The 15,918-nt window shown below is 53.9% G+C and carries 13 protein-coding genes; 8 read left to right on the forward strand and 5 right to left on the reverse strand.

What is annotated here, in order from left to right:
* The first annotated feature begins 248 nt into the window (after positions 1 to 248).
* The 7 genes from OOJ59_RS06545 (at position 249) to OOJ59_RS06575 (ending at position 6,288) form a co-directional block, all read left to right on the forward strand.
* Positions 249 to 1,802 carry a BglG family transcription antiterminator gene (locus tag OOJ59_RS06545; RefSeq protein WP_137346639.1) on the forward strand — a complete coding sequence of 518 codons (1,554 nt, stop codon included), beginning with the start codon at positions 249 to 251 and terminating at the stop codon, positions 1,800 to 1,802.
* A gap of 26 nt (positions 1,803 to 1,828) precedes the next feature.
* On the forward strand, positions 1,829 to 2,299 hold the full coding sequence (locus tag OOJ59_RS06550; RefSeq protein WP_003024008.1) for a PTS sugar transporter subunit IIA: 471 nt from the start codon (positions 1,829 to 1,831) through the stop codon (positions 2,297 to 2,299).
* Positions 2,300 to 2,318: 19 nt separating this feature from the next.
* The gene (locus OOJ59_RS06555; RefSeq protein ID WP_006687645.1) at positions 2,319 to 2,639 is read left to right on the forward strand and encodes a PTS fructose transporter subunit IIB; all 321 of its coding nucleotides are present in this window, start codon (positions 2,319 to 2,321) and stop codon (positions 2,637 to 2,639) included.
* A 26-nt stretch (positions 2,640 to 2,665) separates the two neighbouring features.
* Positions 2,666 to 3,757, forward strand: a complete 1,092-nt coding sequence (locus tag OOJ59_RS06560) for a PTS fructose transporter subunit IIC (RefSeq protein WP_006687644.1) — start codon at positions 2,666 to 2,668, stop codon at positions 3,755 to 3,757.
* 11 nt (positions 3,758 to 3,768) lie between these two features.
* Positions 3,769 to 4,620: a class II fructose-bisphosphate aldolase gene (locus tag OOJ59_RS06565; protein ID WP_137346640.1), complete on the forward strand. Its 852-nt coding sequence runs from the start codon at positions 3,769 to 3,771 to the stop codon at positions 4,618 to 4,620.
* Positions 4,621 to 4,700: 80 nt separating this feature from the next.
* Entirely contained in the window at positions 4,701 to 5,561 is an 861-nt protein-coding gene (locus OOJ59_RS06570; protein ID WP_137351247.1) for a ketose-bisphosphate aldolase, read from the forward strand.
* 49 nt (positions 5,562 to 5,610) lie between these two features.
* Positions 5,611 to 6,288: a D-lyxose/D-mannose family sugar isomerase gene (locus OOJ59_RS06575; RefSeq protein WP_160955956.1), complete on the forward strand. Its 678-nt coding sequence runs from the start codon at positions 5,611 to 5,613 to the stop codon at positions 6,286 to 6,288.
* A 38-nt stretch (positions 6,289 to 6,326) separates the two neighbouring features.
* On the opposite strand, the gene OOJ59_RS06580 is transcribed toward OOJ59_RS06575, so the two are convergent.
* Together OOJ59_RS06580 and xanP are read right to left on the reverse strand one after the other, a co-directional pair.
* Positions 6,327 to 8,033 carry an AsmA family protein gene (locus OOJ59_RS06580; RefSeq protein WP_160955957.1) on the reverse strand — a complete coding sequence of 569 codons (1,707 nt, stop codon included), beginning with the start codon at positions 8,031 to 8,033 and terminating at the stop codon, positions 6,327 to 6,329.
* Positions 8,034 to 8,154: 121 nt separating this feature from the next.
* Complete coding sequence (gene xanP, locus OOJ59_RS06585; RefSeq protein WP_268063364.1) at positions 8,155 to 9,546, reverse strand: xanthine/proton symporter XanP; 1,392 nt, start codon at positions 9,544 to 9,546, stop codon at positions 8,155 to 8,157.
* A gap of 226 nt (positions 9,547 to 9,772) precedes the next feature.
* On the opposite strand from xanP, the gene gltS reads away from it, so the two are divergent.
* Positions 9,773 to 10,978 carry a sodium/glutamate symporter gene (gene gltS, locus OOJ59_RS06590; RefSeq protein WP_137346643.1) on the forward strand — a complete coding sequence of 402 codons (1,206 nt, stop codon included), beginning with the start codon at positions 9,773 to 9,775 and terminating at the stop codon, positions 10,976 to 10,978.
* A gap of 39 nt (positions 10,979 to 11,017) precedes the next feature.
* Here the strand turns inward: gltS and recG are convergent, their stop codons facing one another.
* The 3 genes from recG to spoT are packed head-to-tail and all read right to left on the reverse strand — an operon-like array spanning position 11,018 to position 15,910.
* Positions 11,018 to 13,099 (reverse strand): ATP-dependent DNA helicase RecG, encoded by a 2,082-nt coding sequence (gene recG / locus OOJ59_RS06595; protein WP_087857223.1) that lies wholly within the window; start codon positions 13,097 to 13,099, stop codon positions 11,018 to 11,020.
* Positions 13,100 to 13,104: 5 nt separating this feature from the next.
* Positions 13,105 to 13,794 (reverse strand): tRNA (guanosine(18)-2'-O)-methyltransferase TrmH, encoded by a 690-nt coding sequence (trmH, locus tag OOJ59_RS06600; RefSeq protein ID WP_042311553.1) that lies wholly within the window; start codon positions 13,792 to 13,794, stop codon positions 13,105 to 13,107.
* A 4-nt stretch (positions 13,795 to 13,798) separates the two neighbouring features.
* Positions 13,799 to 15,910: a bifunctional GTP diphosphokinase/guanosine-3',5'-bis pyrophosphate 3'-pyrophosphohydrolase gene (gene spoT, locus OOJ59_RS06605; RefSeq protein ID WP_038635422.1), complete on the reverse strand. Its 2,112-nt coding sequence runs from the start codon at positions 15,908 to 15,910 to the stop codon at positions 13,799 to 13,801.
* Between the last annotated feature and the right edge of the window lie 8 nt (positions 15,911 to 15,918).

The following is a 15,918-nucleotide window of genomic DNA, read 5'->3' on the forward strand; positions in this document are numbered from 1 at the left end:
AAATATTCTGACTTAAAATTTTACCTACCCATATTTGCGAGCGCTATCACTCTAATTCCCGTAAAAATTGTGATCTGCGCCGTAAATATCTCACTATTTCCCCGTTTTGTCTTATTTCTGTCCGGAATACAGGACACGATTTAGTATTGTTGGCGCATCGTAGTCCTCTTATATTTATCATCACGGATTACACGTGGAGCATAAACGCTTCTTTAGATATTTAATCTGGTGTGTGATAAGGGTAAATAATGCAAATGATTACCTCGCGACAAAACAGATTATTAAAATTCCTCCTGTCCCGGAAGGAATATGTCACGCTGCTGAAAATTGCCGAATATTTATCGGTTTCAGAGAAAACCGTGCAGCGCGATCTGCGGTTACTGGAACCATGGTTAGCGGAATGGAAAATAGCCATCGATAAACGTACTGGCGCAGGCGTAATATTAAGTGCCGATAATATTACAGACCTTTTGTATCTGGACCAGTTATTAGGGAACGAGGGTGATGATACTGACGGTATGATGAGTAATTCGCGGCGCGTTAAGATAGCATCGCAATTATTAAGCGAAACGCCGCATGAAACGTCGATCAGTAAATTATCTGAGCGTTATTTTATTAGTAGCGCATCGATTGTTAACGATCTGAAAGTGATTGAATCCTGGATAACGCCATTGGGGTTATCGCTTATCCGCAGTCAAAGCGGCACGCACATTGAAGGTAGTGAGAGCAGCGTGCGCCAGGCGATGGCATCGCTGATTAACGGTGTGATTAACCATAATGAACCCGGCAGCATGGTGTATTCGCGTCTTGATCCCGGCAGCTATAAAGCGTTGGTGCATTACTTCGGCGAGGAAGACGTTTTATTTGTCCAGATGCTGCTGCAGGAAATGGAGAACGACCTGTGTTGGTCATTGGGGGAGCCTTATTACGTCAATATCTTCACCCATATTTTGATCATGATGTACCGCATCACACGCGGAAATGCGCTGCCGAGAAAAGATGAAAACATCACCTCATGCGACGAGAATATTTTTTCTATTGCCAGTCGTATGATTCAGCATATCGAAAAACGTATCGCTCACCCGCTGCCGGAAGACGAGGTCTGGTTTATCTATCAATACATTATCTCGTCCGGCGTGGTGATTGAGGAACATAATGATGTGAGCGTGATTGGTCATATGCACTCCAGCGACGAAGCGCGCTTGATTACCCATCGACTGATTGCCATCTTCGCCGAGATGGTCGACAGCGATCTCAGCCAGGATACTGCACTGTATGACGGGTTGCTGATCCATATTAAGCCGCTGATTAACCGCCTGAACTACCAGATCCGCATTCGTAATCCGCTACTGGAGGATATCAAAGGCGAGTTGCAGGACGTCTGGCGTCTGACCCAATGTGCGGTGAATCGGGTATTTTGCGGTTGGGGCGAGCGGGCCGTTTCGGAAGATGAGGTGGGATACTTAACCGTCCATTTTCAGGCAGCAATGGAGCGCCAGATAGCGCGTAAGCGGGTGTTGTTAGTCTGCTCAACCGGGATTGGCACTTCGCATTTACTCAAGAGCCGCATTCTGCGCGCCTTTCCGGACTGGACAATTGTCGGCGTGGTGTCAGCTGGCAGTTTGCCCTCCGTACTGACGGACGATATTGAGCTGGTGGTATCGACCATTAATTTACCCGCCATTGCCATGCCGGTCGTCTATGTCACCGCCTTTTTCAATGATGCGGATATTAAGCGGGTAACGGAAACGGTTATTACGGAAAAATTACATCGGGCGACGTCGCTGGTCGTTGAAAATTAATGTCTGAACTCCATGAGGTATGATTGATGGACATCACGAAAATTCTCAATACAAATCGCGTTATTTTGGATATGAAGGCTACGAACAAAACGGAGGCTATTGAGGAACTTACTGATATTCTGCAAAAGGATGGGGCAATTAGCTGCCGGGAAACGTTTATTCAGGATGTCTGGCAGCGTGAATCCGAAGGCTCGACCGGCTTCGAAAATCATATTGCGATCCCCCACGGGAAATCCTCGGCGGTGGTTAATACCACCCTGGCGATTGGTCGTACCCGTCAGGATATTCCCTGGGAAACCCTGGACGGCAGCAATGTGCGCTGCATCATTCTGTTTGCCGTACGTCTTGAAGATCAAAACACTACTCATATTCGTCTGCTCTCGCAGGTTGCCGGCGCGCTAGCGGATGATGACATTATTGAACAACTCTTAGTTGAAAGTAGTCCACAGAAAATTATTGAGCTGTTTAGCCAATATGCTGAATCCAACGTCTGCTAAATAAAATGTGGAGCATGTTATGAATATTGTTTGTGTTGCCGCCTGTACGGCGGGTATTGCGCACACCTATATTGCCCGTGAAAAATTAATAAAAGGTGCTAAAGCGCTTGGGCATAATATAAAAGTTGAAACCCAGGGCACCATCGGTACGGAAAACGAACTGCTGGCAGATGATATTTCTGCCGCGGATGTCGTGATTCTTGCCGTCGATGTCAAAATAAAAGGGGAGGAACGCTTCTCAAACAAACGTATTGTGCGAGTAAAAACCGAAATTGTCATAAAATCGCCCATTCAGTTTCTTGAAAAGGTCGAAAAATCATTAGTTAATAATAACCAGTAGCGATCCTCATTCTGGAGGGATTTCACATGAGTGAAAATAAAATTCCGCTATCTCAGGAAATAAAAAAACATTTATTAACGGGGATCTCGTGGATGATCCCGTTAATTGTAGCCGCCGGGATCTGTATTGCCCTCGGACAAATACTTGGCGGTACTAACGTGGGCGAAAAAACAGGAACTATCCCCTGGATGCTCAATCAGATTGGCGGCTGGGGGATGGGGTTAATCGTGCCGCTGATTAGCGCGGCGATTGCGTACTCCATTGCCGATCGCCCCGGATTTGCGCCGGGTCTGATTGTCGGCTTTGTCTGCGGCGAAATTCATACCGGTTTTATTGGCGGGATGCTGGGCGGCTTTCTGGTTGGCTATACCGTCCTGCTGCTCAAACGCTATATCCGTTTACCGCAGTCGATGCAGGGTCTGATGCCCATCATGGTGCTGCCCGTATTGAGCACCATCATCGGCGGGTTGCTGATGATGACGCTGATTGGCAAGCCGATAGCCTGGCTGCAGGACGCGCTAATTCATCTGCTGGAGTCCATGCAAGGCGGGTCACGCTTCCTGATGGGGGCCATTCTCGGCGCAATGGCGACATTCGACTTCGGCGGTCCGGTGAATAAAACCATGTCACTGTTCGCTGACGGCATGCTGGTCAGCGGCGTGTATGGCCCCGAAGCGGTGAAGTTTGTCGGTTCGATAATCCCTCCGTTCGGCATTACGCTCTCCTTCCTGCTCACGCGTCACAAGTACACCCGTGCGGAACGTGAGGCGCTGAAAGCGGCATTCCCGATGGGGATCTGCATGATAACCGAAGGGGTTATTCCGATTGCGGCGCGTGATCTGCTGCGCGTGGTGGGCTCCTGCGTGGTGGCCTCGGCGATAGCGGGTGGCCTGATTATGGTATGGGGCGTCGAAAGCCCGGTACCGCACGGCGGCATGTTTGTGGTTCCACTCTTTACGCATCCGCTGCTGTTTTGCCTGGCGCTGGGGATCGGGACGGTGATTTGCGGCGTCATGCTATCGCTGTGGAAGAAACCGGTGACCGAGCGTGACGAAGAGTTTGATGAGCTCAGCGATCAAAAGCTGAAAGACGAAGAGATCACCTTCACCCTGGAATAACCGGAGGCCGTATGTTTGCCGATATGAAAAGCATGGTGACGAAAGCCTGGCGCGGGCGGTATGCGCTGCTGGCTATCAACTGTATGAACCTGGAAAGCGCCCGTGCGGCGGTGCGGGTGGCAGAGAAACACCGTGCGCCCATTATTCTGAATCTGTATCAGGGGCATCTGGACCATTTTCCGGCACCGATAGCGGTGGCGGTGGTCAAAGCGCTGGCAGAGGAAGCTTCGGTGCCGATCGCGCTGGCGTTAGATCATGGAAAGGATCCTGTACGCATTCGCCAGGCTTTTCGCGCCGGATTCAGCGGGTTAATGATCGACGCCTCCGCCTTTGCGCTGGAAGAAAACATTCGCCAGACCCGGGCGGTGGTCGAGCTCGCAGCCAGCGTTTCTCTGTGCGTGGAAGGCGAGCTGGGCCACCTGGCCGACGCCCCGCGCTATGACCATGCCGCTAACGCTGATTTGATGACTCAGGCCGCTGACGTGGAGCCATTTATCCAACAGACCGGGATTGATTTACTGGCGGTGTCGGTCGGTACGGCGCACGGTATGTACGCGCCGGGCGTAACGCCAGCCATTGATTTTCAACGGCTGGAGGAAATTGCCCGTTTATCAACGGTGCCGCTGGCGCTGCATGGCGGTAGCGGGACGCCGTTTGACCAGCTACAGCGTTGCCCGACGTTTGGCGTCGCCAAGATTAATGTTGGCGCGGCGGTCTTCGAAGCCGGAAAGGCCGCGCTATTGCACACCTTGTGTCGCGACACATCCTGCGAACTTGTTGATGCCCTGGCCCTGATGGAGCAGGCCTGCGAGGAAGCCATTATTCCATATCTACAGGCCAGCGGCGCTATCGACCAGGCCTGATTCATTTTCTGTAACGCCTTTTATGCCTCTGCGATGACGCATTGGCAGGGCTTTCTACACCCTGAAACTGGAGAATTAACATGTTAGTTTCGATGAAAGAATTACTGCAACCGACCCGTCAGCACGGTTTTGCCATCGGCGCATTCAACGTAGCAGATAGCTGCTTTGTGCGTGCGGTGGTGGAAGAAGCGGAAGCGACCAACACCCCAGCGATTATCTCCATTCACCCCAGCGAACATGATTTCCTCGGCGATGCGTTCTTTAGCTATGTGCGAGATATCACCCTGCGTAGCCCGGTCCCCTTTACTTTGCATCTGGATCACGGCGCTTCGGTAGAGCATGTCCTGCGGGCAATTCAGTGTGGATTTACCTCGGTGATGATTGATGGCTCGCTGCTGCCGTATGAAGAGAACGTGGAGTTGACCCGTGAAGTGGTCAAGCTGGCGCATGCGGTAGGCGTTTCGGTTGAAGGCGAGCTGGGTACGATTGGTCAGACCGGAACGTCCGTGGAAGGCGGTGTGTCGAAGGTTACTTACACCGATCCCGCCCAGGCGCAGGATTTTATCGCCCGTACCGGGGCCGATACGCTGGCAGTGGCGATTGGTACCGCGCACGGGATCTACCCGAAAGGGATGCAGCCAGAGCTGCAAATGAACATCCTGCGCGATATCGCCGGGCGGGTGGACATTCCGCTGGTGCTGCACGGTGGTTCCGCGAACCCGGATGTGGAAATCGCTGAATCCGTTACGCTCGGCGTGGGCAAAATCAACATTTCCAGCGATATGAAATACGCCTACTTCCAGAAAGTCCGCGAAATCCTGGCAAAAGAGACCTGGTGGGACCCGAACGTCATCTACCCGGAAGCCATCAGCGCCGCGCGGGACGTGATTCGCCACAAAATGAAACTGTTTGGCTCAACCGGCAAAGCGTCACTTTACTAACGGCATGCAGGCGGGGTGACCCGCCTCTTTCGCAACAAGGAAAAGTGCAATGAAGCGTTCACATATTAATTATGTCATCGATAAAGCGCATGCCATCGCCGAGACCTTTCGGGTCTGTCTGCCTGATTTTGCGTATTTAACGGTCGACGCCTGGCGACAACAGGACCACTCTTTGTGGCGTGAAGTGCGCGATCTCCAGCTGGGCTGGGACGTTACCGACTTTGGGCGCGGGAATTTTGCGCAAACGGGGCTGACGTTACTGACATTGCGCAATGGTCTGATGGGGTCAGCCGATTACCCCAAACCGTATGCCGAAAAGATGCTGCAAATTCAGCAGGATCAACAAACACCGTGGCATTTTCATCGCCATAAGATGGAAGATATCGTTAACCGCGGCGGCGGCGATTTGTGTATGCAGCTGGCATGGTCCACGCCCGATGACGGGTATGATCCTCAGCGCATTGTTGATGTTAGCGTCGATGGTCAGCGGCGTACCGTTAAATCTGGTGATACGTTGGTGCTAAAACCAGGGCAGGGTGTGTGTCTGCCGCCGCGACTGTATCATCGTTTCTGGGCTGAGAAAGCCTTTGTTCTGGGCTGGGAAATCTCGATGGTCAATGACGACCAGCATGACAATCACTTCCTTGAACCGGGCGGTCGTTTCCCGACGATAGAAGAAGACGAGCCGGTGAAGTGGTTGTTATGCAGTGAATATAAGCGTTTATGAGCGGTAGGCCCGGTAAGCGAAGCGCCACCGGGCAATAATCACTGCGTAACGGGTGAGGCAACGTTACTACCTGATACCACACCCGCCTGCATGGTCTGCGTGACCTGCTGTTTCTCCGCATTCATCGCATGTAACTGACCGTTGACTGTGGGCTTGAGCGGCGTATCGGCCTGAATGTTGCCGCTGGCGGTGAGTTGAATGTTACCGTCGCCGGAAAGCGGCAGTGCTGGCCAGCCCCACTGTTGCAGGATGGTCATTGGCACGCCGCGCCCGTTCAGGCTGACCTGTGCCTGACGCTGAGGCAGTTGCGAAATGCTGGCGGTGGCCTCCAGCAGCCCTTTTTCTGTATAGGCGCTTAGTTCACTGATATTGATGGTACTGCCGTTCGCCGTTAGCGCCAGCGAAGGACGGCGCACGTCGGTGCGATTAAAGGTGGCAGCAGCGGCGTTGAGCGTGGTGTTACCGCTCCAGATCCCCCACTGGTTGTTCTGTACCAGCCCGAGGTTAGCGCCGTAACCGTCCAGTGCGGTGAGTTGCCACGGGAAGGCCGGGTCAATGTCGATCACCAGATTACGGCTGGCGCTGAATTTCTTCAGCGTCAGGCTGTTTAGCCAGGCTGGCAGAGGCTTCATCCATAGCTGTTTCCAGTTTTCCGGTAGCGTATATTCCAGGCCGGCAATCGCGGCATCGTCGAGAACCAGCGCTTTGTTGTTACGCATCCAGTTTCCGGATGTTCTGAGCATTCCCCCTTCCCAGCGGGTCGTGAACTGGCGCAGCGCAATGCCCTGCGGCGAGAACTCGGCGTTCAGAATCGGATCGAAGAAATGCAGTGAACCGTAGATAAACTCGCTGGCGTTCATCGACAGTTTTCCTTCCTGTGTTTGCCAGTCATCTTTGCTAAACGTCATGTTGCGCAAGCTCAGATCAAGGTCCGTGACCGCCCAGTCAGGACCTTGCAGACGGGCATCCGTCACTTCCAGACGACCAATTTGCAAGGATGGAATAGTGGTTAGCGGCGCAAAAAAGTCGGCCAGCGATTTGTCACTTTGCAGCCGGATATCGTTCAGGCGCAGATTCTCTACCACCCAGCTACCGTCGGTATTGCGCTGCGCCACGCCGGTTAATGCGCCACGCGCGACGTCTGCGCCAATATTACTTAGCGTCACCCGACCATGGTCAATGCTGCCTTCAATCAATACGTTGGTGGTTGGGACATCGTTCAGCGTCAATGAGCTGGCGCTGAGCTGAATTTGTGCTTTGCTGCCGAGAATTTTACCTGCCTCAGGGCTCCAGGGAATCACGCCGCCGTTCACGCGCTGGGCGCTCAGGTTCCACTCGCTACCGGGGCTGTTGAGCGCCATATCCTGTAACTGCAGGCGATCGGCCTGGAACGGTAGCGGTGCGGTTTGCTGGGAAAGATTCAGCGTGCCGTTTTGCAAGAGGATAGTGTCTACGTGCCGCGGGTCGGTGATTTGGCGACTGCTCAGCCCAATATCGACCGTTTTAGCGACCAGCGTTGCGGGCTGACCATCGCGACCAAAGGTGACGTTTTCCAGCAGAATATGGGAAGGGGAAGAAAACCGGTGATCGATAGCATCAAATGCCAGATGATAGCTGCTGTTCTCTGAGACCCAGGCGCTGACGTGCTCTGCGCCCCAACGGGTTTGCAGTAGAAAATAAAGGCCGAGAATCGCCACTGCACAGGCGATCAGCACGTAAAGAAGCAGCTTTCCAATAAATTTCATGGTCTTCCATCCCGCGAAGTGCACATAGTCAAGTTATGCACGATTTAGAGGCAATGCTCAAGGCAGGAATGGTGAAAGAGCGTTACAGCGGCGTTGATTCAGAACCAACGCCGCATTTTGCTTATTGCTTCTCTGGTGGGAACACCAGATTCAGAACGATAGCGGTGATACCGCCTGCGGCAATGCCTGAGGAGAGCAGATTTTTCACCCAATCCGGGGAAAATTGCAGAATCAGCGGCTGCTGGGAGACGCCCAGGCCAACGGCCAGCGACAGCGCAATAATTAAAATAGCGCGGCGGTTCAGCGGCTCGCGAGAGACAATACGCACGCCAGATGCGGCGATAGTACCGAACATTACCAAGGTTGCGCCGCCCAATACCGGTTCAGGAATATGCTGTACAAAACCGCTAACTGCCGGGAACAGGCCCAATGCTATCAGCATCAGTGCCACCACAAAACCGACGTAACGACTGGCTACGCCCGTTAACTGAATGACCCCATTGTTCTGACCAAAACAAGAGTTCGGGAAGGTATTGAACACGGCGGAAACAAACGAGTTTAGACCGTTCGCCAGCACGCCGCCTTTCAGGCGTTTCATATACAGCGGACCAGAAACCGGCTGTTCGGAAACATCGGAGGTCGCCGTAATATCACCGATGGTTTCCAGCGACGTAATCATAAAGACCAGCATCAGCGGCAGCAGTAAGCTCCAGTCGATACCGAGGCCATAATACAGCGGCGTTGGCACCATGATCAGGTCCTGGCTTACCGGTGCGGTATTTTGCGGCAGCATGTCCATAAACCATGCCAGCAGGTAGCCTGCCGCCATCGCAATCACCAGGGACGCAACGCGCAGGTACGGGTTGCGTTGGCGGTTAAGCAGGATGATCAGCGCCAGCACAACGCCAGCCAGCAGTAAATTCTTCGGTGCGCCAAAGGTGTTATCGCTCATTGCGGCATAACCACCGCCAATCGACGTCAGACCCACCTGAATCAGCGACAGGCCGATAATCATCACCACCACGCCTGAGACCAACGGGGTAATAATACGCCGCGCCAGGTGCAGTACACGCGAGATAACCATTTCAGTGCAGCTCGCTAACATCAGCGTACCAAACAGGGCCGCCATCATGGTTGGGACATCTGCGCCACCGGTTTTTAGCGCCGTGCCACCCATAATCAGCGGCGCAACAAAATTAAAGCTGGTGCCCTGAATAGATAACAGCCCGGAACCAACCGGCCCCCAGGCTTTGATCTGAATGATAGAAGCTACGCCGGAAGCGAACAGCGACATACTGATAATGTGTTGAGTATCCTGAGCCGGCAAACCGAGCGCCTGGCAAATTAACAGCGCCGGGGTGATCACCGCGACGAACATGGCCAGCAGGTGCTGACAGGCGGCAAACAGGGTCTGGGCTAACGGGGGGCGATCTTCAAGACGGTAAATCAGTTCACTGTTGTGAGTCTGCGCAACCGGTTGCGCATTTGTTGACTCTACGGCGTTAACGGACATCAGAGGCAATCCCATGGTGGAAAAGCGGTGATTTTATCTGACCAGGGCGGAAAAGCAAACGTTTGCCAGCAGTTATTCTTAATATTTAAAACGGATAAACAAACTTTTTTATATAACTTTTCATCATTTTCTGCTTAAAATCCACCCCGAAAACTCAATAAGAGCTAAAAAATCGGTCTGGAATGCATCGTGCGTGATTGTGCTAAACGCACTAATGGAGCTGTAAATGTTTTATCTCGATACGTTATCTACTCTGGTTGCGGCAACCCTTGTATTGCTGCTGGGACGTAAGCTCGTCCAGTCTGTCTCCTTCCTGAAAAAATACACCATTCCCGAACCTGTAGCCGGTGGATTGCTGGTGGCGATTGCGTTGCTGGTGCTGAAAAAAAGCATGGGCTGGGAAGTAAACTTCGATATGACCCTGCGCGATCCGCTGATGCTGGCGTTCTTCGCTACCATCGGCCTGAACGCTAATATCGCCAGCCTGCGCGCCGGTGGCCGCGTGGTGGGTGTTTTTCTGATTGTCGTTGTGGGACTGCTGTTGATGCAGAACGCCATCGGTATCGGTATGGCGAGCCTGCTGGGCCTGGATCCGTTGATGGGCCTGATTGCCGGTTCGATCACGCTCTCTGGCGGACACGGAACCGGGGCTGCGTGGAGCAAGTTGTTTATTGAGCGCTACGGTTTTACCAATGCGACTGAAGTTGCAATGGCTTGCGCAACCTTTGGTCTGGTGTTGGGGGGGCTGATTGGCGGCCCGGTGGCGCGCTATCTGGTTAAACACTCCACCACGCCTGACGGTATGCCGGACGATCAGGCTGTACCGACCGCGTTTGAAAAGCCGGACGTTGGACGCATAATCACCTCGCTGGTGCTGATTGAAACTATCGCGCTGATCGCTATCTGTCTGACGGTAGGTAAAATCGTTGCGCAAATGCTGGTCGGAACGGTGCTCGAACTGCCGACCTTCGTCTGCGTGCTGTTTGTTGGTGTGATCCTCAGTAATGGCCTGGCGCTCATGGGCTTTTATCGGGTGTTCGAACGGGCGGTTTCAGTGCTGGGCAACGTGAGCCTGTCGCTGTTCCTGGCGATGGCGCTGATGAGCCTGAAACTGTGGGAGCTGGCATCTCTGGCGCTGCCGATGCTGGCGATACTGGTTGTGCAGACGATTTTTATGGCGTTGTACGCGGTATTTGTTACCTGGCGCATGATGGGCAAAAACTACGATGCCGCTGTACTGGCAGCCGGCCACTGCGGTTTTGGGCTCGGCGCGACGCCAACGGCGATTGCTAACATGCAGGCAATTACCGAACGTTTCGGGCCATCCCATATGGCGTTTCTGGTGGTGCCGATGGTGGGGGCGTTCTTTATCGATATCGTCAACGCGTTAGTGATTAAGCTGTATCTGCTGCTGCCGATTTTTGCGCAATAACGGCTGTGCGGCGGAGTAACATCCGCCGCGATAAATCGATTATGCGTTGGAGTAACGTTCGGTTTCCGGCATCCAGCGCTCTATCAGCGCGGCAGCCTGTTGCGGATAACGTTCGTGAATATGGCGGGCTATACGCTGAACTTCCGGAATCATGGCCTGATCGCGCAATAAATCCGCTACTTTGAATTCTGCCGTTCCGGTCTGGCGCGTACCTAACAGCTCGCCGGGTCCGCGGATCTCTAAATCTTTTTGTGCAATCACGAACCCGTCATTGCTGTCCCGCAGAACCTGCAGGCGTTTCTGCGCCGTTTTTGACAGCGGCGATTTGTAGAGCAGGACGCAGTGGGAAGCCACGGCGCCGCGGCCTACGCGGCCACGCAACTGGTGCAACTGCGCCAGGCCTAATCGCTCCGGGTTTTCAATGATCATCAGGCTGGCGTTCGGCACGTCCACACCCACTTCAATCACCGTGGTGGCGACCAGCAGATGTAATTCACCCTGCTTAAAGGCGGCCATCACAGACTGCTTCTCGGCGGGCTTCATGCGCCCATGCACCAGGCCAATATTCAGCTCTGGTAAGGCAAGCTTAAGTTCTTCCCACGTGGCTTCTGCCGCCTGCGCTTCTAATAAATCAGACTCTTCGATTAGTGTACAAACCCAGTACGCCTGACGCCCTTCGTGGGTGCAGGCGTTGCGCACACGGTCAATGATATCGCTACGGCGGGTGTCGGGAATCGCCACTGTGGTGACCGGCGTACGCCCCGGCGGCAGTTCGTCAATGACGGACGTGTCGAGATCGGCATAGGCGGTCATGGCCAGCGTACGCGGGATCGGGGTGGCGGTCATAATGAGCTGGTGTGGGTGGAAACCCTGCTGCTGGCCTTTCTCCCACAGCGCCAGACGCTGATGCACGCCAAAACGGTGCTGTTCGTCGATAATCACCAGCGCCAGCCCGTTGAACTGAACTTGTTCCTGGAAAATTGCGTGTGTGCCGACAATCATCTGCACCTGACCGCTGGTGATGGCTTCCTGCTGTGCCTGGCGTGCTTTACCTTTTTGCTTACCCGCCAGCCAACCCACTTCAACGCCCAAAGGTTCGAACCAGTTGCGGAAATTATTTGCGTGCTGTTCAGCCAGTAATTCAGTGGGGGCCATCAGCGCCACCTGCTTACCATGCGCAATCGCACGCAGGGCGGCAAGTGCTGCAACCAGCGTTTTACCGGAACCGACATCGCCCTGCACCAGGCGCATCATTGGGACATCCAGCGCCATATCGCGTTCAATTTCGGCAGTGACCCGGGCCTGTGCGCCGGTTGGTTTAAAGGGGAGCGCCGCCAGCAGTTGATCTTTCAGCCGATTGTCAGGGCTCAGCGGTTGGGCGTGAAAACGTTGCGCCCCGGCGCGAAGCGCCAGCATGCTGAGATTGTGCGCCAGGAGTTCTTCCAGAATCAGGCGTCGCTGAGCCGGGTGTTGTCCGGTTTCAAGGTCGCTAAGCTGTAACGTCGGCGGCGGACGGTGTAATGTGCGCAACGCTTCCGGCAGGCTCATCATGCCTTGTAGTAACTCCGGAGGGAGCAACTCGGCAATGGCGCAGGTATCGAGCAGATCCAGCGCCTGATCGGTCAACTTGCGCAGCGTTGCCTGCTTAACGCCTTCCGTGGTCGGATACACCGGCGTGAGCGTTTCCTGCAGTTCCGGCGTGCTGAGATCGCCCTGTACGCGGTATTCCGGGTGGATCATTTCTGCGCCGTACTTGCCACGCTTCGCCTCGCCATAGGCCAGTACCCGACGCCCGGTGGCGAGGCTGTTTTTCATTGCTGCGCTGAAGTTGAAGAAGCGCATAGTGAGAATGCCGGAGCCATCGCTTATCTGGCAGGTCATCATCCGGCGACCGCCGAAAGTGATATTGCAGTTCAGCACTTCGCCTTCAACGGTGGCATAGACGCCCGGCAGCAGTTCGCCAATGGGGTACAGATGAGTACGGTCTTCGTAGCGCAGAGGGAGGTGGAGCAGGAGGTCCTGCACGGTGTGCAAGCCAATTTTCGCCAGTTTACTGCTTTGTGCTGCGCCAACGCCCGTCAGAGAGTTGAGCGGGATGGCATCCAGTAAACGGCCTTTCATCGCGATTATTTCGCAGACTGCATAGTGGCCCACCACGTTGCATCGGCTTCAATTTCGCCCTGCGTGTTTACGTGAGGGTAGGGAAGTCCTTTGCGCTTAGCGACATTCGCCAGCACCGGATAACCGCCTTCAAACAGCAAGCGCTGCTGTTCATCTTCCGGCAACATGCTGTTTTCTCGTCGGTACATGCCAGCATTTTGTCGCTGGCGCTGTGCTTCGTACAGAATCAGCGCAGAGGCAACTGAAACGTTCAGTGACTGCACCATGCCAATCATCGGAATGATGATGTCCTGGTCCGCCAGAGCGAGTGCTTCCTGAGTAATGCCGGTTTTTTCCTGGCCCATCAGGATGCAGGTCGGTCGCGTGTAATCAATCTCGCGGAAATCGACGGCTTTATCAGAGAGGTGGGTCGCCAGAACTTGCATGCCCTGACTTTTTAACTGCGTAACCGCATCGCTAATGGTCGGGTGGGTTTTAACCTGCACCCAACTGTTACTGCCCGCGGCAGAAGAAGCCATGGTACGCATACGGCTACCCGGCCAGACGGCGTGGACTTCATGTACGCCGACGGCGTCTGCGGTACGAATGATCGCAGAAACGTTATGAGGTTTATGGACCTGCTCCATGCAGACGGTCAGATCGGGCTGACGCCTGGCAAGCATTTCGCAAATGCGCTCATAGCGTTTTGAGTTCATATCTCTAGTTTCGGTTGCGGGTGACTTTAATCACGTCCGGCATGACGCGGATTTTGCGCATGATATTCGCCAGATGCACGCGATCGCGTGCGGTCAGGCGAATAAAGGCGCTATACACGCGACCGTCTTTTTCTTCAGTATTCAGACTTTGAATATTGGAGGTCGTCGTGTTGATTGCCGCCGTCAGGTTCGCCAGAGCACCCTGGTGGTTAAACATGTCCACCTTAATTTCGGTGATGAACTCTTGCTCTGTCTCTTTATCCCATTCCACCGCCATAAACTTCTCTGGCTCTTTCTGGTAGCCACGAATATTACGGCAGGACTCATGGTGAATTACCAGACCTTTACCCGGACTGACGTGGGCAATGATCGGATCGCCAGGGATTGGACGACAGCATTTTGCAAAGGTGATCAGTACGCCGTCTGCGCCTTTGATCGGCAGATGACCATGACCAGATTGCGCAGGAACGTTCGCCGATGCTTCGCCCTGCTGGAGGTTTTTCGCTACCACCACGCTCATGGCGTTACCCAGGCCGATTTCTGCGAGCAGATCGTCAAGCGTGGCGAGCTTCATGCGCTCAAGCTCACGCTGGATGCTTTCCTGCGGGATCTCAGCCAGTTTACGGCTGCCGCCTAAGGCATGGTTGAGCAGTCGACGACCCAGACTGACGGAATCATCGCGCTTGAGATTTTTCAACAGTTGGCGAATTTTGGCGCGTGCTTTCGAACTGACGACGAAGTTGAGCCATGCCGCATTCGGCCGGGCGCCCGGCGCGGTAATGATTTCAACGGTCTGACCGCTAAACAGCGGTTGGGAAAGCGGATAAGGCTGTCTGTCGACACGTGCGCCAACGCAGGCATGACCGATATCGGTATGTACCGCGTAGGCGAAGTCGACAGGCGTCGCACCGGCAGGCAGCTCGACAATACGCCCTTCCGGTGTGAAAACATAAATCTCATCCGGGAAGAGATCAGATTTAACGCTTTCAATAAATTCAAACGAGCTACCGGCGCTTTGCTGCAGTTCCAGCAGGCTTTGCATCCAGCGTTGTGCGCGGATTTGTGCCGTGGTGCTGGTTTCGCCATGCTCTTTGTACGCCCAGTGTGCCGCGACCCCCATCTCCGCCATCTGGTCCATGTCTTCGGTACGAATTTGTACTTCAACAGGCACGCCGTGCGGGCCGATCATTGAGGTATGCAAAGACTGATATCCGTTCGCTTTGGGAATGGCGATATAGTCTTTCACGCGACCAGGGCGCGGTTTGTACAGGCTGTGCATCTGGCCGAGTACGCGATAGCAGGTATCGGAGTCATGAACGATGACGCGGAAAGCGTAAATGTCCATGATCGAGTGAAAACGCTGCTCTTTGAGTACCATTTTGCAGTAGATCGAGTACAGGTGTTTCTCACGACCGCTTACGCGACACGGAATGCCTGCTTCCTGCAAACGCCCCTCGATCTCCGAGAGGATTTTTTGAATCATCTCTTTGCGGTTGCCGCGGGCGGCTTTTACCACTTCTTTAATCACGCGATAGCGGTTCGGGTACAGCGCTTCAAAACCCAGTTCTTCCAGCTCGGTTTTAATGTGATGAATACCTAAACGATGTGCCAGCGGACTGTAGATTTCGAGGGTTTCACGGGCGATGCGGCGGCGCTTATCGGGACGTAATGAGCCCAGCGTGCGCATATTGTGGGTACGGTCGGCAAGTTTGATGAGAATGACGCGGATATCCTGCACCATCGCCATAATCATCTTGCGAAAGTTTTCAGCTTGCGCCTCTTTCTTATCGCGAAACTTAAGCTTATCAAGCTTAGATACCCCTTCTACCAGCTCTGCAACGCTTTTACCAAAAAGCTGTTCCATGTCCTGGTAGGTGGCTGGGGTATCTTCAATCACGTCATGTAGCAGCGCAGCCATCAGCGTTTCGTAGTCGAGTTTCATCTCGGCCAGAATGCAGGCTACCGCTACCGGGTGCGTGATATAAGGTTCACCGCTTGAACGTGTCTGGCCCTCGTGAGCGTCACGTGCAACGAGATACGCCTGCCGAAGACGCTTAATCTGGTCTTCCGGCAGGTAGTTTTGAATCAGCTGATTCAGGCTTTCAAACAGATACAAGGGCGACC

It is taken from the genome of Citrobacter sp. W9 (assembly GCF_026719375.1).
GTDB classification, from domain to species: Bacteria; Pseudomonadota; Gammaproteobacteria; order Enterobacterales; family Enterobacteriaceae; genus Citrobacter; species Citrobacter werkmanii.

What these genes read in the sequence shown, in the direction of transcription:
- OOJ59_RS06560 (WP_006687644.1), top strand. Translation starts at nt 2,666, where the DNA reads ATGAGTGAAAATAAAATTCCGCTATCTCAGGAAATAAAAAAACATTTA.
- gltS (WP_137346643.1), top strand. Translation starts at nt 9,773, where the DNA reads ATGTTTTATCTCGATACGTTATCTACTCTGGTTGCGGCAACCCTTGTA.
- trmH (WP_042311553.1), bottom strand. Translation starts at nt 13,794, where the DNA reads ATGAACTCAAAACGCTATGAGCGCATTTGCGAAATGCTTGCCAGGCGT.
- xanP (WP_268063364.1), bottom strand. Translation starts at nt 9,546, where the DNA reads ATGTCCGTTAACGCCGTAGAGTCAACAAATGCGCAACCGGTTGCGCAG.
- OOJ59_RS06565 (WP_137346640.1), top strand. Translation starts at nt 3,769, where the DNA reads ATGTTTGCCGATATGAAAAGCATGGTGACGAAAGCCTGGCGCGGGCGG.
- OOJ59_RS06555 (WP_006687645.1), top strand. Translation starts at nt 2,319, where the DNA reads ATGAATATTGTTTGTGTTGCCGCCTGTACGGCGGGTATTGCGCACACC.
- OOJ59_RS06575 (WP_160955956.1), top strand. Translation starts at nt 5,611, where the DNA reads ATGAAGCGTTCACATATTAATTATGTCATCGATAAAGCGCATGCCATC.
- OOJ59_RS06570 (WP_137351247.1), top strand. Translation starts at nt 4,701, where the DNA reads ATGTTAGTTTCGATGAAAGAATTACTGCAACCGACCCGTCAGCACGGT.
- recG (WP_087857223.1), bottom strand. Translation starts at nt 13,099, where the DNA reads ATGAAAGGCCGTTTACTGGATGCCATCCCGCTCAACTCTCTGACGGGC.
- OOJ59_RS06580 (WP_160955957.1), bottom strand. Translation starts at nt 8,033, where the DNA reads ATGAAATTTATTGGAAAGCTGCTTCTTTACGTGCTGATCGCCTGTGCA.
- OOJ59_RS06550 (WP_003024008.1), top strand. Translation starts at nt 1,829, where the DNA reads ATGGACATCACGAAAATTCTCAATACAAATCGCGTTATTTTGGATATG.
- OOJ59_RS06545 (WP_137346639.1), top strand. Translation starts at nt 249, where the DNA reads ATGCAAATGATTACCTCGCGACAAAACAGATTATTAAAATTCCTCCTG.